General features: G+C 69.4%; 18 protein-coding genes. 12 read left to right on the forward strand and 6 right to left on the reverse strand.

What is annotated here, in order from left to right; all coding sequences use genetic code 11:
- Positions 1–426: 426 nt before the first annotated feature.
- The 5 genes from ACQPZZ_RS28875 to rph all read left to right on the forward strand — a co-directional run bounded on the left by ACQPZZ_RS28875 (position 427) and on the right by rph (position 7,392).
- Positions 427–699 (forward strand): acyl carrier protein, encoded by a 273-nt coding sequence (locus ACQPZZ_RS28875; protein ID WP_363646686.1) that lies wholly within the window; start codon positions 427–429, stop codon positions 697–699.
- A complete protein-coding gene (locus tag ACQPZZ_RS28880) occupies positions 696–2,051 on the forward strand; it encodes an AMP-binding protein (protein ID WP_432924220.1) in 1,356 nt (451 codons plus the stop codon). Before ACQPZZ_RS28875 ends, ACQPZZ_RS28880 begins: the two co-directional genes overlap by 4 nt.
- Entirely contained in the window at positions 2,044–3,267 is a 1,224-nt protein-coding gene (locus ACQPZZ_RS28885) for an FAS1-like dehydratase domain-containing protein (RefSeq protein WP_432924222.1), read from the forward strand. Before ACQPZZ_RS28880 ends, ACQPZZ_RS28885 begins: the two co-directional genes overlap by 8 nt.
- Positions 3,267–4,595 (forward strand): FAS1-like dehydratase domain-containing protein, encoded by a 1,329-nt coding sequence (locus ACQPZZ_RS28890; protein ID WP_432924224.1) that lies wholly within the window; start codon positions 3,267–3,269, stop codon positions 4,593–4,595. The genes ACQPZZ_RS28885 and ACQPZZ_RS28890 overlap by 1 nt, the downstream gene beginning before the upstream one ends.
- Before the next feature lie 190 nt (positions 4,596–4,785).
- Entirely contained in the window at positions 4,786–7,392 is a 2,607-nt protein-coding gene (gene rph / locus ACQPZZ_RS28895; protein ID WP_432934581.1) for a rifamycin-inactivating phosphotransferase, read from the forward strand.
- Here rph and ACQPZZ_RS28900 read toward each other — a convergent pair.
- A complete protein-coding gene (locus tag ACQPZZ_RS28900) occupies positions 7,356–8,000 on the reverse strand; it encodes a hypothetical protein (RefSeq protein ID WP_432924226.1) in 645 nt (214 codons plus the stop codon). The two genes, rph and ACQPZZ_RS28900, sit on opposite strands and share 37 nt — an antisense overlap.
- 201 nt (positions 8,001–8,201) lie before the next feature.
- Between ACQPZZ_RS28900 and ACQPZZ_RS28905 the strand changes: the two genes are divergently transcribed.
- Complete coding sequence (locus ACQPZZ_RS28905) at positions 8,202–9,425, forward strand: sensor histidine kinase (protein WP_432934583.1); 1,224 nt, start codon at positions 8,202–8,204, stop codon at positions 9,423–9,425.
- Positions 9,422–10,081 (forward strand): response regulator, encoded by a 660-nt coding sequence (locus ACQPZZ_RS28910; protein ID WP_432924228.1) that lies wholly within the window; start codon positions 9,422–9,424, stop codon positions 10,079–10,081. Before ACQPZZ_RS28905 ends, ACQPZZ_RS28910 begins: the two co-directional genes overlap by 4 nt.
- 28 nt (positions 10,082–10,109) lie before the next feature.
- Here the strand turns inward: ACQPZZ_RS28910 and ACQPZZ_RS28915 are convergent, their stop codons facing one another.
- Positions 10,110–10,490, reverse strand: a complete 381-nt coding sequence (locus ACQPZZ_RS28915) for a DUF5997 family protein (protein ID WP_432924230.1) — start codon at positions 10,488–10,490, stop codon at positions 10,110–10,112.
- Between the two features lie 55 nt (positions 10,491–10,545).
- Between ACQPZZ_RS28915 and ACQPZZ_RS28920 the strand changes: the two genes are divergently transcribed.
- The 3 genes from ACQPZZ_RS28920 to ACQPZZ_RS28930 all read left to right on the forward strand — a co-directional run bounded on the left by ACQPZZ_RS28920 (position 10,546) and on the right by ACQPZZ_RS28930 (position 13,244).
- The gene (locus ACQPZZ_RS28920) at positions 10,546–11,274 is read left to right on the forward strand and encodes a LysR family substrate-binding domain-containing protein (RefSeq protein WP_432924232.1); all 729 of its coding nucleotides are present in this window, start codon (positions 10,546–10,548) and stop codon (positions 11,272–11,274) included.
- Between the two features lie 152 nt (positions 11,275–11,426).
- On the forward strand, positions 11,427–11,789 hold the full coding sequence (locus ACQPZZ_RS28925) for a hypothetical protein (RefSeq protein ID WP_432924234.1): 363 nt from the start codon (positions 11,427–11,429) through the stop codon (positions 11,787–11,789).
- A 528-nt stretch (positions 11,790–12,317) separates the two neighbouring features.
- Positions 12,318–13,244, forward strand: a complete 927-nt coding sequence (locus tag ACQPZZ_RS28930) for a TolB family protein (protein WP_432924236.1) — start codon at positions 12,318–12,320, stop codon at positions 13,242–13,244.
- A gap of 104 nt (positions 13,245–13,348) precedes the next feature.
- On the opposite strand, the gene ACQPZZ_RS28935 is transcribed toward ACQPZZ_RS28930, so the two are convergent.
- The 3 genes from ACQPZZ_RS28935 to ACQPZZ_RS28945 all read right to left on the reverse strand — a co-directional run bounded on the left by ACQPZZ_RS28935 (position 13,349) and on the right by ACQPZZ_RS28945 (position 17,502).
- The gene (locus tag ACQPZZ_RS28935; protein ID WP_432924238.1) at positions 13,349–14,530 is read right to left on the reverse strand and encodes an NAD(P)/FAD-dependent oxidoreductase; all 1,182 of its coding nucleotides are present in this window, start codon (positions 14,528–14,530) and stop codon (positions 13,349–13,351) included.
- Positions 14,531–14,610: 80 nt separating this feature from the next.
- Entirely contained in the window at positions 14,611–15,555 is a 945-nt protein-coding gene (locus ACQPZZ_RS28940) for an RNA polymerase sigma-70 factor (protein ID WP_432924240.1), read from the reverse strand.
- A 390-nt stretch (positions 15,556–15,945) separates the two neighbouring features.
- Entirely contained in the window at positions 15,946–17,502 is a 1,557-nt protein-coding gene (locus ACQPZZ_RS28945) for an alpha/beta hydrolase (RefSeq protein WP_432924242.1), read from the reverse strand.
- Positions 17,503–17,689: 187 nt separating this feature from the next.
- On the opposite strand from ACQPZZ_RS28945, the gene ACQPZZ_RS28950 reads away from it, so the two are divergent.
- On the forward strand, positions 17,690–18,865 hold the full coding sequence (locus ACQPZZ_RS28950) for a sensor histidine kinase (RefSeq protein WP_432924244.1): 1,176 nt from the start codon (positions 17,690–17,692) through the stop codon (positions 18,863–18,865).
- Positions 18,862–19,533, forward strand: coding sequence for a response regulator (locus ACQPZZ_RS28955; RefSeq protein WP_432924246.1), 672 nt, complete (start codon positions 18,862–18,864; stop codon positions 19,531–19,533). Before ACQPZZ_RS28950 ends, ACQPZZ_RS28955 begins: the two co-directional genes overlap by 4 nt.
- A 382-nt stretch (positions 19,534–19,915) precedes the next feature.
- Here the strand turns inward: ACQPZZ_RS28955 and ACQPZZ_RS28960 are convergent, their stop codons facing one another.
- Positions 19,916–20,260, reverse strand: coding sequence for a DUF6247 family protein (locus tag ACQPZZ_RS28960; RefSeq protein WP_432924248.1), 345 nt, complete (start codon positions 20,258–20,260; stop codon positions 19,916–19,918).
- Between the last annotated feature and the right edge of the window lie 383 nt (positions 20,261–20,643).

Below are 20,643 nucleotides of genomic sequence, written 5' to 3' on the forward strand. Positions count from 1 at the left end.
AGCAGGTCTTCCCCCGGGCCCCCGGCGACTCCACCCGCGGACCTCACGCCATCCGCTCGCCACCGGGCGAGGCCGTGTGGCCCCCGATCACCGGCTCTCTGCCGCCGCAGCCTGATCGACCGGCTGATTTCGGCGGCCTGAGCGGATCCTTCCCCTCGGACCCGGTGCGACTCATGCCTCGCGGACGGAGAAGGGACCCGCCGGCGGAGTCCCCCGGGTGCCGGTGAGCGCGAAACGTCTTCCTTCGTTCAAGAATCAATGCCGCAACGCCAACCCCCGGATCGACGTGCCCGACGCGGGCATCACCTCAGCATCTCGCGCCGCACGGGGGCGAGACTCCCATCGGCCATACCGCACGGACCCATCCATCGTTTGGGCGGCTCGAGGCACCAGGCACCTCGGCTGCCAGGACTACGGAGATCCGGAATGTCGTCGCTGAATTCCGCGCAAGACGGGCCCGGTTTCGAGCAGATGCTGTCCGAGGCCTTCAAGGAAGGGCTGGATCTGCCGGCGGAAACCGACGTGACCACGCTGGTCTTCGGACAGCATCGGCACTGGGATTCGCTGGGCCACATGTCGCTCGTCATCACCCTTGAGCAAACCTTCGGGGTGTCGCTCGAGGAGAAGGACGTGCTGGAGATCGACAGTTTCGCCTCCGCCGCCGCCGTCCTGAGGGCGAAGAATCGCGCCGGCTCATGAGACCCGCGCTTCTGAGCTGGCTGGACCGGCCACCGTCCGGCACCGCCCTCGTGGACAGGCGGGCCGATCGGAGCTGGACCTACGCCGAGCTCGCGGCCGACGTCCTGCGGCGGGCCGCGGCCATCCCCAGCCGGCGCAAGTCCGTCGTGGCCTGCCTGTGTCGTACGGACGCCCAGTCGGCCATCTCCTATCTCGGCGCGATGGCGGCCGGCCACGCGGTCATGATGATCGACGGCGCCGCCGGCAGGGACGTGATAGCCCGCCTCCTGGATCTCTACCGGGTCGAGTTCCTGCTGGACGGCGACGGTTGCGAACGGCTGCACACATCGGACGGGCCCATCGACGACGAGCTGGCGGTCCTCCTCGGCACGTCGGGAAGCACGGGCAGCCCGAAATACGTGAGACTCAGCCGGCAGAACATCGATGCCAACGCCGCACAGATCGTGCGGATCCTCGGCATCGACGGCGGCGAACGGGCGGTGCAGGCCCTTCCGTTGCACTACTCCTACGGGCTCTCCGTCCTCAACTCCCACCTGTTCGCCGGGGCGTCCGTGGTGTTCCCCGGCGCCGGTCTCGTGCGACCGCGGTTCTGGGAGGCCGTGAGGGACACCGGGTGCACCTCCCTGGCCGGTGTGCCCTACACCTACACGATCCTCACCCGGGTCGGCTTCGAGGACATGACCCTGCCGGACCTGCGGACCCTGACCCAGGCCGGCGGCCGGATGGACCCCGGGACGGTGCTCCGCCTCGGACGGCACATGATCGAACGGGGCGGACGGCTCGTCGTGATGTACGGCCAGACCGAGGCGACCGCGCGGATCGCCTACGTACCGCCCGACCGGGTGCTGGACAAGCCGGACCGCGTGGGCGTGCCGGTTCCCCGGGGCCGTCTGTCGCTCGCCGCCGACGGGGAACTGCTCTATGAGGGACCCAACGTCATGCTGGGGTACGCGCGACGGCGCGCGGATCTCGCCTGCGGCGACGTCAATCACGGCCGGCTCGTGACCGGTGACCTCGCCGACGTCGACGACGAGGGTTTCTACTCGATCGTCGGCCGTAAGCGCCGCATAGCGAAACTGAGCGGTCAGCGGGTGAACCTCGACGAGCTGGAAATACTGTTGGTGTCACATGGCCGGGTGGCCGCGCTGGAGCTGTCGGGGCGGCTGGTCCTGGCGCGGGCGGGCGGTGACGCGGCGACGTCGAGGCATGAGCTGTCGCGGCACGCGGGCGAGCTCATCCGCATACCGGCCCGTTTCATCCGCGTCCTCGACATCGGCCGGCTTCCGCTGACCGGCACCGGCAAGATCGACTATGGAAGGCTCGCGGACGAACTGGACACCGGTCGTGACTGATACCGGTATCCGCGCCGGTACCTCCAGCGTGGAGGAGGACGGCACTGTGGAACACGACGAGATCGAGCGGCTGATCCGGTCGAGCGGAAGGGTCATCGGCTGCGTGGCCCCCGACGTCGAACCGGGCGTCGACGTGGCGAGCTGGATCAATGTCAGCCGGTTCGCCGACGCGTCGGGCGATGACAACCCGCTCTACCTCGACGTGCAGTACGGCGCTGGCTCGGTCCACCACACGATGCTCGCGCCCCCGGCGTTCGTCCTGGCGGTCCGCGCGCCCGCCTCGGCCGGGGTGCTCGATCTGGCGGAGCACCGGCTGACCGGCACGCTCCGCTCGTTGCACCTGAGCTGGGACGACACCGTCCGGCTGGGTGACGCCCTCGCCGGGCGCGTCTGCGTGAGCGATGTCAGCCGGTGCCCCGCCGCGGACGGCCGCGCCCGGGCCCGCGTCCTGTCCACCGTCGAATACCAGCGCAACGGAGTAGGGTTCGCGCGCGGCTGGGCGGAGGTCGAGATCGCCCCGCTCGACGCGGACGGTTCGTCGTCCCCGCGCCGCTCGATCCACCGATACGAGCCGGCCGACGTCGAGCGGATGGTGCGGGAGCTGGACACCGAACAACCCCCCCGTGGCGCTGTCCCGCGCTTGTGGAGCGACGTCGCCGTGGGGGAGGCGACACCGGTCATGCTGAAGGGCCCGCTGACGCTGGCCGACCTCGAGCTGTGGGTCTTCGCCGAGGGCCGCCCGGTGCGAGCCGGCAACCTGCACCACGCGCGGCTGGCCGAGCTCAAGGGACGGCGGACGGCGAATCCGGTCACCGGGTGGCCGGTCTGGGACAGGGCCGAGACCTCGCTGGATTCGGCGGCCACGGACCCCTGCGGGCCCAGCGCGCCCGGAGGACTGCTGTTCACACTCGCCGGCCAGCACGTGACGCACTGGATGGGCGACGACGCGTTCCTGCGGCAGCTGAGCCTGCGCATCACGCAGCCCTTCCGTTATGGCGACGCCCTGCGGCTGACCGGAACCGTCGTCGACCGATACACGGCGACCGACGAGGCGCGGACCCGCTATCACGCGGTCACCCTCCGGGTGGCGGGCAGGAACCAGCTCGGCGAGTCCGTTGTGGAGGCGCACGCCGTCGTGTTCTTACCGGACCATGGAAAGCCGGTCAGGCTCCCCGTACGCGGAGGACTGACCTGTGACGTACCGCTGGAGAACTGATGCAGACGTTCGACGAGGCCCTGACGGAGTTCATCGAACGAAGCAGGCGACTCCTTCACAAGGAAAGCCCGGAAGACCTCCCGCCGCCGCATCCCGCGCCGCCCGTGAACACCGACGCCGTCGCCGTGCCCGGCGCGCTGATCCTGACAGAGGACCTGATCCGGCGTTACGCCTACGCCATCGGCGACGACAACCCGCTCTACACCGATCCGGCCTATGGGGAACGGTCCTGGCTGGGCAGCCAGGTCGCCCCTCCGACCATCCTCATCCACGTCCGATTTCCGGCCGACCACGGCGCGCAGCGACCGCAGGGATATCCCGTGGCGAACTTCCTGTCGGGGGTGGCGTGGGAGTTCTACGACGTGCTGCGTCCCGGAATGCGTTTCACCTCGTCGAAGATCCCCCGCGAGCTCGTCGTCACCCGCGGGCGGCAGGGGAAGGTCATCTTCCATCATTCCGAGAACTTCTACTGGACCAACTGCGGCGCGCTGAAGGCCAAGGCCTACGGGCGCCTCATTCATCTGCCGGTGGAGCAGATGGGCGGGACCCGCGTGATGCCGGTCGAACGGCTGGGCGAGCGGATGCTCTACGACCTCGAGCCCCACCGCTACTCATCTTTCGAGATCGACAAGCTCGGCGAGGCGCTCGAGAGGGAGCAACGCCGTGGTGCTCGCGTGTTGTTCTGGGAGGATGTCGACGAAGGCGACGAACTTCCGAACATCGTGCAGCCTCCGTACAGCATCCGCGACGCGCTGACCTATCAGTCGGTGGACCACGGGCTCCTGGCCGCCTTGGACGGCACGCGCCTCGTGCGTGCGTTCCGGCCCGCCTACCTGCGGTCGCGCCGGAACCCGGCCTTCGCCCGGACCCATCCCGTGACCGGATGGCCCTACACCCCCTACGACGAGCACGAGGACCGGCATCTCGCGCCCTATCGGTGCCAGCCGCTGCCCTTCGACTTCGGCATCCAGCGCGCGCAGGCGCCGATCCGGCTGCTCACCAACTGGGCGGGCGACAACGCGTTCGTGCACCGCATGTACACCACCATGCGCAGGCCGATCTTCTACGGCGACGCGTCCATCTACACGGGGAAGGTGATCCGCAAATACATCGCGGAGAAGACGGATGCGACGGGACGAGCCATGTCATACGCGGCGGTGGCCGTCGAGATCGTCGGCCTCAACCAGCGTGACGAGGTCCACTGCCTCGGATACGCGACCGTGTTCCTGCCCTCGGCGGCCCTGGGCCGGCCGGTCCTGCCGGTTCCCCACGCCGGCCCTCCCGAGTACGTGCCGTTCGACGTGCACCGTCGCGCCGAATGGTTCTAGGCCCGCCGTAATCGATGACATCGCGGTGCCGGGGAAGGCCGGGTCAGGCCGCACGCGAGGCGCGCACTACTTCCCGCCACTTTCACCATATATCAGATCCGCGCGCCTCATGAGGCGTCGAAAAGTGCTTCATACTTGCCCGTTGCGAACCGGCCCGACGAGCGATGGAGCAAGCAGATTGCGCTACGTGATGGGTTTCGAGCAGATCGACTCGACGAATGTCGCGGACGTCGGCGGAAAGGGGGTGCACCTGGGCGAGCTCTCGCGCATCGACGGCATCCGTGTGCCGGACGGTTTCTGCGTCACGACGGACGCCTTCCAGCGGGTCGTGGCCGAGGTGCCGTCGATCGACGCTCAGCTTGACCTGCTGTCGCGGGTGGAACCGGACGACCGCGCGGCGATCCGCACCCTGAGCGCGGATGTCCGCCGCGCCGTCGAAGGCGCCGCGATGCCCGGCGATCTCGCGGCGGCGATCGGCGAATCGGTCGCCCGGCTCGGGGAGCACGCCTCCTACGCGGTGCGTTCCAGTGCCACGGCCGAGGACCTGCCGACCGCGTCCTTCGCCGGCCAGCAGGACTCGTACCTGAACATCGTGGGCCTGGCGGAGATCCTCCGGCACGTGCGGCGATGCTGGGCCTCGCTGTTCACCGAACGGGCGGTGATTTATCGGCGCCGTAACGGCTTCGACCACCGGAAGGTGCGGATGGCCGTGGTCGTGCAGCGGATGGTGTTCCCGGACGCGGCCGGGATCCTGTTCACCGCGGACCCCGTGACCTCGAACCGGAAGGTCGCCACGGTCGAAGCCGGGTGGGGGCTCGGCGAGGCGCTCGTCTCCGGTCTGCTCTCCGGGGACGTCTACACGGTGCGCGACGACCGGGTCGTCACCGCGACGGTCGCCACCAAACCGCGCTTCGTCCGGGCGTCGCCGGGAGGCGGCACCCAGGACGCACCGGTCGAGCCGCAGCGGCAGACGCGGCCGGCTCTGACGGACGCCCAGGTCGTGCGCCTGGTGCGGCTGGGACGGCGGATCGAAGCGCACTTCGGCCGGCCCCAGGACATCGAGTGGTGCCTGGCCGGCGACGAGTTCCACATCGTGCAGAGCCGGCCGATCACCACGCTGTTCCCCGTCCCCCACACCGATGACCAGGAGAACCACCTCTACGTCTCCGTCGGTCACCAGCAGATGATGACCGACGCGATGAAGCCGCTGGGACTGTCCCTGTGGCAGCTGACGACCCCCCGGCCGATGCACGAGGCGGGCGGACGGCTGTTCGTCGACGTGGCCCCCATCCTGGCGACCGCCGCGGGTCGCGCGTACATGATCGGAACCCTGGGGAAATCCGACCCGCTGATCCGGGACGCGCTGCAGACCGTCGTCGACCGCGGCGACTTCCTCCGCTCACTTCCGGACGAGGAATCCGGCGAGAAATCCGGCCCCGCGCCCGCGGGTGACGCCCCCGCACCGATCGAGACCGATCCGGCCGTCGTCACGCAGCTGATCCGGCGCAGTGAGGCGTCCGTCGCCACCCTGCGGCGCGAGATCCAGGACCTGTCCGGGCCGGCGTTGCTCGACTTCATCCTGGCCGACATCGCGGAGCTGAAGCGCATCCTGTTCGACCCGCGGAGCACCCAAGTGATCATGGCGGGGATGGAGGCGGCCTGGTGGCTCAACGACCACCTCGAAACGTGGCTGGGCGAGAAGAACGCGGCCGACGCCCTCACGCAGTCCGTCCCTCACAACGTCACATCGGAGATGGGGCTGGCGCTCCTCGACGTCGCGGACACGATCCGGCCGCACGCGGACGTCGTGGCGTTCTTGCAGCGCGTCGTGGACGAAGGCCGCGACGGTGACGGCTTCCTGGACGAGCTGGCCGCGCTGCCCGGCGGGCGGGACACACGTGACGCCATCCGGGGCTATCTCGACAAGTACGGCATGCGGTGCGCGGGCGAGATCGACATCACCAGAACGCGCTGGAGCGAGCACCCCGCCACGCTCGTTCCCAGCATCCTCGGCAACATCAGGAACTTCGAGCCGGGCGCCGGCAGGCGACGCTTCGAGCAAGGACTCCAGGAGTCGCGGCGGAAAGAGCAGGAGCTGCTGACGCGGTTGCGCGCCCTCCCCGACGGGGAGCGGAAGGCCGAGGAGACCAAGCGGATGATCGACCGCGTCCGCACCTTCGCCGGATACCGGGAGTACCCCAAGTACGGCATGGTCAGCCGCTACTTCGCCTACAAGCAGGCGTTGCTGCGGGAAGCCGATCGCCTCGTCCGGTCCGGCGTCCTGCGCGAGACGGACGACATCTTCTTCCTCCGCTTCGAGGAGTTGCACGAGGTCGTGCGCACCAACGACGTGGACGCCGCACTCATCCTGGAAAGGCGGGAGGCGTTCCGGTCGTACGAGGCGCTCACACCGCCCCGGGTCCTCACGTCGGACGGCGAGACCATCACCGGCCGGTATCGGCGTGACGACGCCCCGGCCGGCGCGCTGGTGGGGCTCCCGGTCTCGGCCGGGACCGTCGAGGGTCGTGCCCGTGTCATCACGGACATGGCTCAGGCCGACCTCGAGGCGGGCGACATCCTGGTCACCGCCTACACCGACCCCAGCTGGACCCCGCTGTTCGTCGCCGTCGCCGGACTGGTGACGGAGGTGGGCGGCCTCATGACCCACGGGGCGGTGATCGCGCGGGAGTACGGCCTGCCGGCCGTCGTGGGTGTGGAGCGGGCCACCCGGCTGATCCGGGACGGGCAGCGGATCCGCGTTCACGGCACCGACGGGTACGTAGAGATCCTCGCCTGAACCGTCGCGGGGGTACGGTCCGGCCGCCCCCGCACGGCGAAGACGCCGACGGCGAACAGCGCCGCGAGGAAGACGCCGTCGGGCACCAGGAACCAGGCCCCGGGCAGCCCGAGAGCGCCGAGGATGCACGAGACGATCAACGCGACCCCGATCCACCACGGCAGCGTCCGCGCTTTCAGCACAGCGATGCCGAGGCAGATCGAGCCGGCGACCAGCGCCAGGAGCGCGACACCCTCGAAGATCGCGAAGCCCGGCGGTTCCTGTGCGGGGATGCCGCCGTGGCCGGCCAGATACGGCTTGACGAACGCCTCGGTGGTGCCTTCCCCGACGTTGAGCATCACCAGCGCGGCGAATACCCCGGCGTAGCCGACGATGTGCAGCTTCGGCGCACGCCCGGCGAAGGTCAGGATCACCGGCAGCCCCAGCGCGATGACGACGTCCCCGGCCAGCGCGATCCCCTCGAACAGCGGCCAGTTCCGGTAGCGGAACACCTCCTCGCCGCTGCCCGGCGCGAGCAGGTTGGCGGCGAGGTAGCCGACCGCCGCGACGATCGTGCCGACGATGAGCGCCCATCCGGCGAGGCGTCTCACGTTCACGGTCATGGTCATGGTCTCCTCCATGATTCGCAGCGCCGGGCGCTGTGCGATGCCGTCCGTCGGCGGCGCGTCCTCAGCGTCGGCCCCGCGTGCCCGCGGCGTCGTCGTGCCGCGGTCGGCACCGGTTCATCCCTCGGTCGCGAACCGCGGCGCCGGAAATGCGACCTGCGGATGACGCCACGCGAGCGCGCCCGCGGGTAACTTGCGGGTGTGATGGACGTGACGAACCCGGCCCGGGCCCGGGTGGAGTCGCCGGCGCGTGCGTGGCTGCGGCACAGACCGGCCGGGCTGCTCCCCGACGTGCTGCTCGCCCTTGCGATCACCGGCTTCGCCCAGGCCGACCTCGCGTTCCATCTCGACAACTCGACGCCGTACGGCCCGATGCCGGCCGTGGTCGCCAGCACGCTGGTGGCGACCTCGACCCTGGCGTTGCGCCGGGTGGCGCCGCTCGCCACTGCCGTGATCCTCGCGGTCGCGATCGCCGTGCCGATGCTGGCGACGCCGCTGACGGTCACGCTGTGGGGCGATCTCCTGCCCATCCTGGTGGCCGCCTACTCGGTGGCCCGGCACAGTGAGGCGGCGCGGGCCTTCATCGGCGTGGCGGCCGTCTGCGCCGGCCTGGTCGTCGTGTTCCTGCGCAACCCGGAGTCCGGCACCGTCGGCAACATCCCGTTCGTCGCGGTGCCGCTGGCGGTGTGCTTCGTCGCCGGCCGGGTGCTGCGTGCCCGCGCCCGCAGCCACTCCGACGACCGCGCCCGGGCCCGGCGGCTTGAGGCCGAGCGCGAGGAGGCGATCCGGGTCGCACTCGCCGACGAGCGCGCCCGCATCGCGCGCGAGCTGCACGACATCGTGGCCCACTGCGTCAGCGTCATGGTGGTCCAGGCGGGCGCCGCCGAGGACCTGCTCGACCGCGACCCGCAGAAGGCGCGAGCACCGCTGCGCGCCATCCAGGAAACCGGACGGCAGGCCGTCGGCGAGCTCGGGCGCATGCTCGGCCTGCTGCGCGGGGAACGCGCCCAGCTCGCGCTCAAGCCGCAGCCGGGCACGGCCGACCTGGCCGAACTGGTCGGCCACATGGCCGCGATCGGCCTGCCGGTCGAGCTCACCGTGGAGGGTCCGGGCCGCCCGCTCCCACCCGGCGTGGACCTGACCGTCTACCGGATCGTGCAGGAGGCGCTCACCAACGTGCTGAAACACGCCGCTCCGACCAGCGCGTATGTCAAATTGCACTACGACGACCGGTCCGTACGGGTGAGCGTCCGCGACACCGGGCGAACAGGCGGAGCGGGCGAAGCCGACACCGGCCGCGTCGGGCACGGCCTGATCGGGATGCGTGAACGGGTCGGGCTCTACGGTGGCTCGCTCGAGACGGCGGGCACGCCCGGCGGCGGCTTCACCGTGACGGCGCGGTTGCCGCTGGAGGCGGGCCAGCGATGATCAGGGTCCTGCTCGCCGACGACCAAGCCCTCGTACGCGGCGGTTTCCGCTCGATTCTCGAGGGTCAGGACGACATCGAGGTGGTCGGCGAGGCGGTCGACGGCCTCGAGGCCGTCGAGCGGGGGTCGGTGCTGCGGCCCGACGTCATCCTCATGGACATCCGCATGCCGCGCCTGGACGGCATCGAGGCGACACGCCACCTGCTGAACGGCGGCGCCTGCCGGGCGCGCGTCCTCATGCTCACGACATTCGACGAGGATGAGTACGTTTACCAGGCGCTGCGGGCCGGGGCGAGCGGCTTCCTGCTCAAGAGCGCGCCGCCGCGCGAGCTGGCCGGGGCCGTCCGTACGGTCGCCGCGGGCGAGGCACTATTGGCACCGGAGATCACCCGGCGGATGATCGAGGACTACGTCCGCCGCCCGCGGCCGGGCTCCGACCGCCCGGCCGGGCTCGAGACGCTGACCCCGCGCGAACTCGAAGTGCTGAGGCTCATCGCCCGAGGCCGCTCCAACGCGGAGATCGCCGCGGAGCTCTTCCTCAGCGGGCCGACGGTGAAAACCCACGTCACCCGCATCCTCGCCAAGCTGGGTCTCCGCGACCGGGTCCAGGCCGTGGTCTTCGCCTACGAATGCGGCCTCGTCCACCCCGGCCACTGACCACGGCCGGGCGGAGACGTGCGGGATCTCAGCCGTCTGCGCGCTGCTTGAGGCGGAGTGCTTCTTTGCGAACCTCGGCCTGGATGGACCGCTCGCGCTCCAGCCACTCCGGATTCTCCGCTTTCAGCGCCTCGATCTCAGCGGTGGTGAGCGGTCCGGTGATCCCGCCTCTGATGAGGCCGGAGATGGAGATCCTGAGCTTGGCGGCGATGACCTGCTTGGGGTGCGGGCCGTTGCGGCGCAGGTCGGCGAGCCACACGGGCGGCGTCGCCTGCAACTCGTTCAGCTCGTCCCTGGAGACGACACCCGCCTGGAACTCGGCGGGAGTGGCCGAGAGGAGGACACCCAGCTTCTTGGCCGCGGTCGCGGGCTTCATCGTCTGGGTGGTCTTCGGTTTGGACGAGGGCATGCTGCCAAGAATAGTCAACCGAAACGTGTTCCCCTGACATCGGTACCCTGAGGAAGTGAGTGATGGGGAGACCGGCAGGGCGTTCCGGCTGGCGTACGTGCCGGGCGTCACACCCGCGAAATGGGTCAACATCTGGACCGAGCGGATACCCGGCGTGCCGGTTACCCTGATCGCGGTTCCCGCCGCCGAGGTGGTGGAACTCCTGCGAAACGGCGGTGCCGACGCGGGCTTCGTCAGGCTGCCGGTCGACCGGGACGGGCTCAGCGTGATTCCTCTCTACGTGGAGACCACGGTGGTCGTGGTGCCCAAGGACCACGCGGTGGCCGCCGTCGACGAGGTGACCGTCGCCGACCTCGCCGACGACGAGGTGTTCCATCCTCTGGACGACACCATCGAATGGACGGCCCGGCCCGGGCTGCCCGCGTTCACCCGCCCGGCCACAACGGCGCACGCGGTCGAGCTGGTGGCGGCCGGCACCGGGCTTCTCCTGGTTCCGCAGTCCCTGGCACGCCTCCACCACCGCAGGGATCTCACCTACCGGCCGGTGCCGGACGCGCCGCAGTCTCAGGTCGCGCTGGCCTGGCCCACGGACGCGACCACTGATCTGGTGGAGGATTTCATCGGCATCGTCCGTGGCCGGACGGTGAACAGCTCACGGGGCCGTACTCCCGCCTCCCCCGCGGAGAAACCGGCACGGCGGCAGGCACAGAAACCCGCGCAGAACGGCTCCGGCCGCCGGGCCGTACCGGCCGGCCGTAAGAGGAAGGGCCATCGGCCTCGGTGATTCCCCCCGAACCTGTTGTTCGGACCCGGCGGTGAACCGGCCGCCCCGGCCGCCCCGGCCGATCCTGCCCGGCAGGCCGCAGCCGATGCCGAACTCGGATTGCGTTAGCAGCTGTAAGTCGGCTGTCGATTCGAGAAATACGGGAGGCAACGATGGAGACAGAAGACTTGGCGCGTTTCGACGAGTTCGTTCGGGCCGTTCGGGAAGGGCGCGAGCTGAACCCCTCCGAACTACATGAAGCGGGAAAGCTCCTACGCGAGATCGTCGAGGCCGCCGTAGCCGTAGCCGCCCATGTGCGTACCGAAGTCAAATCACTGCCGACCAGATATGCCTTGCACGACAAAACCGGCGACCCGGACCCGGGGGCCCGGCTCGCCGAGGTCGTCCACCGCACCCAATTGATCGAGGACCTCCTGCGCAAGGCCGAGTTCCAGGCCGGACGTTCCCACACCACCTTCGGGTGCATCGGCGTGCGGACGAACCCCGACGTGAATGAAAGCCCGGCCATTCCATAATCACTGTTGCACCCCCGCCACTACAGACCAGGCACGTGATCGTCGCGACGGGCGCAGTGCCTCGGTACGGCGCGGCGGGTGCGCGGCGGGCGGCTGCCAGGCCATGGCGACCTTCGGGAATCGTCCATCATATTTCCCGATCAGCAGTCGAAATGTCCCGGGACAGAAACGTCAAGCACCTTATGGGACTGGACAACGCCGGATGTCAGATCGCAATGCTTCACCCGCTCTATATGCGATTCCTGGACCTTGACGCCGTATCCGGCGCCACAAGATGATCTACGCATGTTGTCACGCACAAGCGTCACCACGGCGGCTTTACTCGTGCTGGCGCTAGCGGGCGCCTGCGGCGACGACGGCGGGGATCACACCTACGAGCGGGTCTCACTCCAGGGCTGGGCGTCCTCTACGGCTGCCGCGATGTCCCCACCGACGGCGTGGCCATCTCTGCCCGCCACAATCGCGCAGTCGTCAGGCCCCGCAGCCGTCCCCACGCCGCTGCCCATGGCGACCTCCTTGGCAGCACCGATGGCGACCTCTTCGCCCCTGCCGGTGGCCGGTCCTCCACGATTCTTCGTCACCGCGAGGGCTCCACTCGCACGCTTTCCCGGTGAATCCAAGACGGCGATCTTCACTCCGGTACGGCCCGCCGTGCACGACGCCACGACCGGCGCGTTCCTGGCCGCCATCCCGCTGCCTCCAGGAGTGCGCTCCTCCTGGCAGGTTCTGGCCGCGGCACCCGACAACCGCACCTTCGTACTGTCCGGATGGACCGGGCCGGACTCTCCCCTCCGATTCTTCCGCGTCCACCTCGCTGAGGACGGATCGCCGAGCGATCCGATACCCGTCCCCGGCCTCCAGAGCGACGCGCTGGGCGCTGGATACGTCATCGCCCTGAGTCCGGACGCCACCAGACTGGCCTACGCCGTCTCCATCCCGGGCGGAGTGAAGGTCTCCGTTGTCGATCTCGCCACCGGCCGGCGCCACGACTGGAGCTCGCAAGCGCCCGTGGTGACCGGCCTGGCCTGGGCCCCAGACGGCCGGCGGATCGCACTGGTGGTCGGCGGCTGGGGCATCGGCGTCCTCGACCTCGGCTCACAGGGATCCGATCTGCTGACCGCCACCCGCCTTGTCAAACCGGGCGACGACCTGCCGCTCCTGGAGGCTGTGGCCTACACCCCCGATGGCAGTGCCCTGATCTACTCGGCCGGTCATGCCGTAATGCGCATCCCGGTCGACGGCGGAGGGGAACCGCGGGTCCTCGCGCGGTTGACGTTGCCGGCCGACGCGTCGATGACCCTCCGTTTCAGCCTTGATGGAACCGGCCGATACCTGCTCTTCGCGCACCGATGGCGGGTCTTTCGAGTCGATCTCGTGGATGGTTCGACCACGTCGATGCCGATCAAGGCCGATGAGCACTCCGGCGAGGGCGACTCCCCGGACGTCGCCTGGTGATGACCCGGATACGAGAGTTACCGGGCGGCGCGGTCGCCAAGCAGCTCGGTCGTACGCAGCGGGCGGGCGAGCGGGCAACCGCGCCCGCCCGGCAACGCTCTTCGTCATGACCGCGTGAGGGGTCGGGACTCCACTGCGCCGGTGACCGCGAGGTGGCGGCGGCGGCTCGGCATCAGCATGGTCGGGTGGGAGACGCTCCAGGCCGCGCTAGCGCAGATCATCTCCTTGATGCGGGCGGCGGTCCGGCCCGTGAAGACGGTGGAGGTGACCTGATCGTCGGGGGTCACGCGCTGGATGATTCCATCGCGGCGTCCGAGGCTGATGCACTGGACGGAGTAGCCGATCGTGGTCTCGGGAACCTTGCGACCGGTCAAGCGCGCGGCGATGACGTCGGCTGCCAGCCACGCCATCGGGTTCGCCGAGGCGCAGGACATCCGCAGCGCCTTGCCACCCGCCCCTTCGGCGAGCGCGGCGTCGCCGACGGCGTACACATCGGGGTGCGAGACCGAGCGCATGCCGGCGTCGACGATGATCCGGCCCGTGTCGGACACCTCAAGGGTGGTGGCGGCCGCGATCGGGTGCACGGTGAACCCCGCGGTCCACACGGTCACCTGGGCCCGGATCTCGCTGTTTGCACCGGTCACCGCGCCGTCCGCTTCGACGCGCGTGATGTCGGCATGGTCGTGGACCGTGATGCCGAGCCGGTCGAAGGCGCCGCGCAGGTGGCGCTGGGCCTTGTCGCTGAGCCAGCCGCCGACGCGGCCGCGGGCGGCGATCGCGACCTCGAGGTCCGGGTGGGCTTCGGCGATCTCGGTGGCCGCCTCGATGCCGGTCAGCCCGCCGCCCACGATCAGCACGGTCCCACCGGGCTTCAGCTCGCTCAGGCGCGCCCGCAGCCGGAGAGCGGCCTGCTTCCCGGCCACGTTGTAGGCGTGCTCTGCGACACCGGGGACGCCGTAATCGGCGATGGCGCTGCCCAGGGCGTACACGAGGGTGTCATAGGCGAGGGTCTCACCCTCGAGATCGACGGTCTTGCCTTCCACATCGACAGCGGTGACCCGCGCGGTCCTGACCTGTACGCCGGTGCCCTCGAAGAGGTCGCGCAGCGGGCGAGGCCGCAGATCCTGCCCGCTCGCGAGCTGGTGCATGCGCACCCGCTCGACGAACTCCGGGTCGCCGTTGACCAGGGTGATCTCGACGTCGTCGCGGTGCAGCCGCTTGGCGAGGCGACCGGCGGCGTTGGCTCCGGCGTACCCGGCTCCCAGGACGACGATGCGGTGCTTCATGGCTCGCTCCTATCTGGTTGCTTGCACCTCCTGAACCGGACAGGCGCGCGATCCCTGACGGGGACTACATGTGATGTAGGTCACCAACTTGTCGGGAGCGGGCGATGAGGTCCAGCGGCCGCCCACTGGCGCGCGATGCGCTGAAGTTTGTCGGGGTTGACCTGGATGTGGATCGAGGCGAGGCCGTCGGGGGTCGCGTCGAGGCAGACCACGCCGATGATCTGCTCGCCGACCTCGACCAGCACGGCAGGACCGCCGTTGACGACGACGGCGTAGAAAACGGGATCGCCGCCGACGAGGGCTCGTTTGGAGTCGCTCCGCTGGAACATGCCACGCAGGTACTGGGCGATGCCCATCGCTCCGATGATCGGTGTCCTGCGAGCGACGACCTTACCGCCACCGTCGGCCACGCTGACCGCGTCGTCGGCGAGCAGCCGGATCAGTGGCTCGGTGTCGCCGCTGAGGGCCGCGGCGAGAAACTCCTCGACGATCTTCCGCGCGGCGACCGCATCGATCTCCGTGCGGGATCGTTCGACAGCCAGATGCTGCCTGGCACGCCGGTAGATCTGCTGGCAGTTCGACTCGGTGAGGTCCAGAATCTCCGCTATCTCGCGGTGCGCGTACCCGAACGCCTCGCGCAGCACGTACACGACGCGCTCGTTGGGGGACAGCCGCTCCATCAGGGTGAGCATCGCCATGGAGACCGACTCACGCTGCTCGAAGGTGTCGGCGGGACCGAGCATCCGATCCCCGTCCAGCACCGGCTCAGGAAGCCACTGCCCCACGTAGGTCTCCCGCCTGGCCCGCGCCGAGGTGAGCTGGTTGAGGCAGATATTGGTGAGCACCTTCGTCAGCCACGCTTCGGGTGTCTCGATCCGTTCCCGGTCGGCCGCATGCCAGCGCAGGTACGTATCCTGCACGGCGTCCTCCGCGTCACCGGCCGATCCCAGCAGCCGGTAGGCGATCGCCTCCAAACGGCCCCTGGATCTCTCGAACAAATCGGCCTCATGCGTGCGGATCGACATCGTCCCATGATCGGTCACACGCGCAGGTCGCGTCCACACCGCGTCCATCGTGATCCGGGCGCCGTGTGAAGCGCTCCGGCTTCGCTGGAGGCTCGTCCCCTTGAGACATCCGGAGCCGACCGATCCTGCCCGCAGGCTGCAGCCGACGCTGAGCTGGATGCGTACGTAGCGGCGAGTCAAGAGGGTGGCAGGTCGATTCAATGGCGCCAGCCCCGCTTTCCTCTGTAGGAAGGCGGGGCTCTTCACGCTGGTGGGCGGTACTGGGTTCGAACCAGCGACCCCTCGCTTTGATTACTCTCGGCGATACGCTGGCCTGCGGGCCGACCTGGGGGACCGCTTCCCCGCCGACCGCCTCCGAGCTGCCCTAATGGCACGCTGACGGCATGACGGTCAGGGCCGGGGGCCGTCGCAGGAGACGCCCTTGGCCGGCAGGGTTCCCTTGATCAGAAACGCGACGGTGGCCTTGTCGGCGCAGGTCGAGCCGGTGCCGTAGACGAAGTGGCCGCCGTGCTCGACACCGAGGAAGCCGGCGCGGTCACCCAGGGCCCTGCGCATTCCCCGGCCCGCGGCCCACGGTGTGGCGTTGTCGCGGCGGTTCTGCAGGATCAGGATGTTACGCGAACCGTGCGAGGTGACCTTGACCACCGGCTCGATCGGCTTCTGCGACCAGAACGCGCACGGCAGGATGTTGTTGGGCATGCCCGCGCTCAGCGGGTACTTCGCGCGGGCGGCCGCGGTGGCGTCGGCGTAGGAGTCCACCTCTCGCGACCAGCTGGTGTCCCCGCAGAGCATGGCCAGGACCATGGTGGCCTGGTTGTCCGCCGGCACGCCCTTCACAGGCGGGGTGTCGGCGAGGATCTGCCGGAGCACGGCGACGTCCGCGTCCGCCGGGGCCTTGCCGGCGGACAGGTCGGCCGCCGCCTTCCAGAAGTGGGTGAGCGGGGCGAGCATCTCGTTGCGCTGCAACATCTGGTACGTGACGCCGCGCAGCAGCGCACCGCTGATGGCCACCTGTGTGCCCGGCATCATGGCCGGCTTCCGGTCGAGGCGGTCGGCCAGCGCGAGGAAGGTGTCGGTGACCTCGCCGGCGGTGCCGCCCAGCCCGAGGTCGGCGTCGTCCGCCGCGGCCACGCGGGCGGCGTCCGGGAACCGGTCGTCCATGCCCTGGTTCCAGGTGTTCAGCATCTTCGCCCACACCTTGCCCGGGTCGACGTTGCCCTCCAGCACCATCCGGTCGGTGTTGCGGGGGAACAGCGAGGCGTAGACCGCGCCGAGGTAGGTCCCGAAGGACTGACCCCAGTAGGAGATCTTCCGCGCCCCGAGCGCCTGGCGGATGCGATCCATGTCGCGCGCTGTGTTCGCGCTGTTGAAGAAGCGGAGCTTGTCACCGATCGTGGCGCACTGCCGGGCGACGGCGCGCGCGGTGGTGACGTTGCCCTTGATCGAGCCGCCGGCGCCAGGGTACGGGAAGATGGTGAGAAGGCTGTCGCCGGACAGACCGCAGCTCATCGGGGTGCTGTGGCCGACGCCGCGCGCGTCGAACCCGATCAGGTCGTAGGAGTCCAGCACCCCCTTCGGGAGCGTGAGTGCCATCTGGCCGGGCATGTCCAGGCCCTGCAGTCCCGGACCACCCGGGTTGAACAGCAGGTCGCCGCGCTTCTTGCCGTGCTTGGCGGTGGCGATCCTGGAGACCGCGACGGTGATGGTCTCTCCGCCGGGGCGGCGGTAGTCCAGAGGCACCTTGACCGTGCCGCAGGTTTGCCTGGGGTCCCGTTTGGCGCCCGGCGCGAGTTCCGGGCACTCACCCCACTTGATCGAAGTCTGGACGTGACCGGCGGTCGCCACGGCCTCGGCGCCGGCCGGCTGCCCGCCGATCACCGCCCCCGCTCCCGCGACCGCGGTCAGGGCGCCGGCCACGACGACGCGTACGCGGATGGTGTTTCCCATGGTGCTGTCCTCCGAATTACCGATGTGCCGCGATCTGCTTCGCGGTTGACCGTGGTTGTCGGCCGCTGATGAGAAAGCTAGGAGTGGAGGGCGCTGTCCCGAATCACTGCGTTGCGGACATTCCGTGTAGCTCACATGAGGGACAAGCGCGGCAACTCGGGGATCAGAGATCGCTAGGCTCTGAGCCATGTCGGGGACCTGGGTCAGCGACCGCTCGCGGAGGTTGCGGGAGGTGTGGCGCGTCTACGACGCCACGGTGTGGGACCGGTGGCTGGCCGTCGTGTCCACCGGGCTGGCGTTCGTGCCGGCCTTGTCGATCATGAGCGTCCAGTTCGGCAACCTGTCAGGACGCCCGGCCGACCCGTTCCAGATCGTCCTGATCCTGGCCCAGACGGTGCCTCTGGCCGTGCGTACCCGATGGCCCGCCGCGTGTCTGGCGATCAACGGCACGGCTTTCGTGATTCACGAGACGCTCGGCTACCCGATGCAGTTCGGCACCGTGACGGTGTACATCGCGCTGTACTCGGTGGGCGCGCACCAGGAGCGGTTCCGGTTCGTCATCGCCGTCGTGGCATCGGCCGCGTACGTCGTGCTGTGCGTGGCCATGGTCCTGCTCGGCTCACCGGTTCTGCAGAGCGAGTTCCTGGTGTTCTACCTGCTTTTCGCCGCGTGCTGGCTGGGCGGCGCCTTCGTACGCGGGCAGCGGCTCCAGGAGGCCGAGCGACGGCAGCTCGCCACCGAGGCCGCGGCCGCCGCAGAGCGGGCGCGCATCGCGCGGGAGCTGCACGACGTGGTGACCCACCACGTCACCGCCATCGTCGTGCAGGCCGACGCCACGCAGTTCGTGGCCACGTCGCCGGAGCGCGTGGCCGCGGCACTGTCCACGATCGGCGGCGCCGGCCGCCGGGCCCTGGCCGAACTGCGGTATCTGCTGGACGTGCTGGAGGCGACCGGGGAGTCGGCCGCGCCCGTCGTGGGCAGCGTGCGAGACCTGGTCGAACAGACCCGAAGCGGCGGCCAGCCGATCGAACTGGTGGAGAACGGCGACCAGCCCCCGCTCCCGGTCGGCGTGGGGCTGGCCGTGTACCGCCTGGTGCAGGAGGGCCTGACGAACGCCGTCAAGTACGCCGAAGGCCGCCCCACCACCGTTCGCATCGGCTACCGGGAGGACCGCGTGGAGGTCGAGGTGACGAACGCCGCCGCCGCGGTCTCCGTCGGCGCGAGAAGCAGCCTCTCAGGCGGCCGCGGCCTGGCCGGACTGCGCGACCGGATAGGCGCGCTGGGCGGCGAGCTGTCCGCAGGCGAGCAACCGGACGGCGGTTTCCGAGTCTCCGCGTCGATCCCCGTAGGCGGTACCAAATGACCATCCGTGTCGTGATCTGCGAGGACCAGGAGGTCGTCCGTACCGGCTACGTGACGGCGTTCGACGCGCAGCCGGACATGGCGGTGGTCGGCGTGGCCGCCGACGGCCCGGCCGCAGTCGAGGCGGTCACCAGCCTGAAGCCCGACGTGGTGGTCATGGACATCCACATGCCGCTGATGGACGGCATCGAGGCGACGAGGCGCATCGCCGGCCCCGGTGTCGTGGCGCCGCCGAAGGTACTGGTGGTGACCACGTTCAACGTGGACAAGTACGTCTACGAAGCCCTGCGTGCCGGAGCCAGCGGCTTCCTTCTGAAGGACGCCCCTCTACTGGATCTGGTGAACGGCGTCCGCACCGTCGCCCGCGGAGAGTCCCTGCTGTCCCCCACCGTGACCCGTACCCTGATAGGTCGCTTCGCCGACCGCCTCCGCCCTGCCGTCCCCACCCCCGACGAGGATCCGCTGGCCGTCCTGGCTCCCCGCGAACGCGAGGTACTGCGGCTGATCGCCCGTGGCCTCTCCAACGCCGAGATAGCCGCGGAACTGGTGATCAGTTTCGAGACCGTCCGAACCTACGTCTCCCGGATCCTCACCAAACTGGACCTACGCGACCGCGTCCAAGCCGTGGTCTTCGCCTACCGCACAGGCTTCGCCGACGACGACCGCTGAAACCGGCAAGCGCTGTTCCGAGCCGGACGAGCGACATCCCCACTGATCGGGCACAGTGCCGGCGCTTCCCTCCGCGACCTGATGGCACGGATGGGACATGACAGCGCGCGCGCCGCGATGATCTAGCAGCACCGCACGGCGGAGGCGGACCACAAGATCACCGACGTCATGAACGGCAAGATCGCACAGGTCCTACCGACCAAGGCGAGTGCTCACTACGCCGAGGCATGTTGCCGTCGGGCTTGCTTGGCGACTGTGGTCCACCGGCCCAGGGCTCAAGCTCAATCAGGTCCAGTACCCCGGCCAGATACCGCAAGGCATCGTCCGGCAGGGCCGCGATCTGTTCTTGGGCGACAGGATCGGGCTCGGCAATCGAGTACACCTACCGCTCGACCCCGCGCTCCGCCAGCAGCTGGCGCCATGGCTTGTCGCCGCGGGGGATCGGCCTGCCAGCGTCAGCCAGTTCCTGGACACGGGTGGCTCGCTCATAGACGTCTCTGCGGCCCTGCGGATCTTTCACGGAGTCGCACGCGATCAACCACCAGGTGTGGATGAACTCGCTCAACCGACCGAGGTCCAAACTGGCGCGGACCTCAGCCAGGACGACATCAAGACCTGCGTCGAACCCCTCTCGGTCCTGGGGCACGACCAACGCTCTACGGATGGCACGCAGATTCTTCTCCGGAAGAGGACCTTCGGGGGTGAACTCCTGCGGCTGCGCGCTCATGCCGTCAGTGTACGTACAGGCACTCGATGCGGCCCAGGCAAACACAGGACTTGAGGAAGTGATCGCACGCGGACCGACGTGCAGGTCCAGGAGGTGACTCTCCGACTACTAGGGCGGCACGAGCGCCCCACTGCCTGGCGAAGATCGAGATGAAGATCAGTGTCGTAGGGGCCGTTTCAGCACCCCATGTCCGAGCACAGGATCTCTTCATTCCTCTCGGCAAGGTCCGGCTCCGCCTCGAACGACGCAATGAAGGGGAGGTGACGCTCCGCCGGGGCGGACTCGGTAAGTCGCTCTCGAACCTGCTCCGTAGCGGACGGCAACCGATTCCTCCGGTGCTGCACTTCCTCACGCATGACACTCACGCTCCCAGTCTGTTGTTA

The sequence above is a fragment of the Microbispora sp. CA-135349 genome, from assembly GCF_050947365.1.
Lineage (GTDB): Bacteria > Actinomycetota > Actinomycetes > Streptosporangiales > Streptosporangiaceae > Microbispora.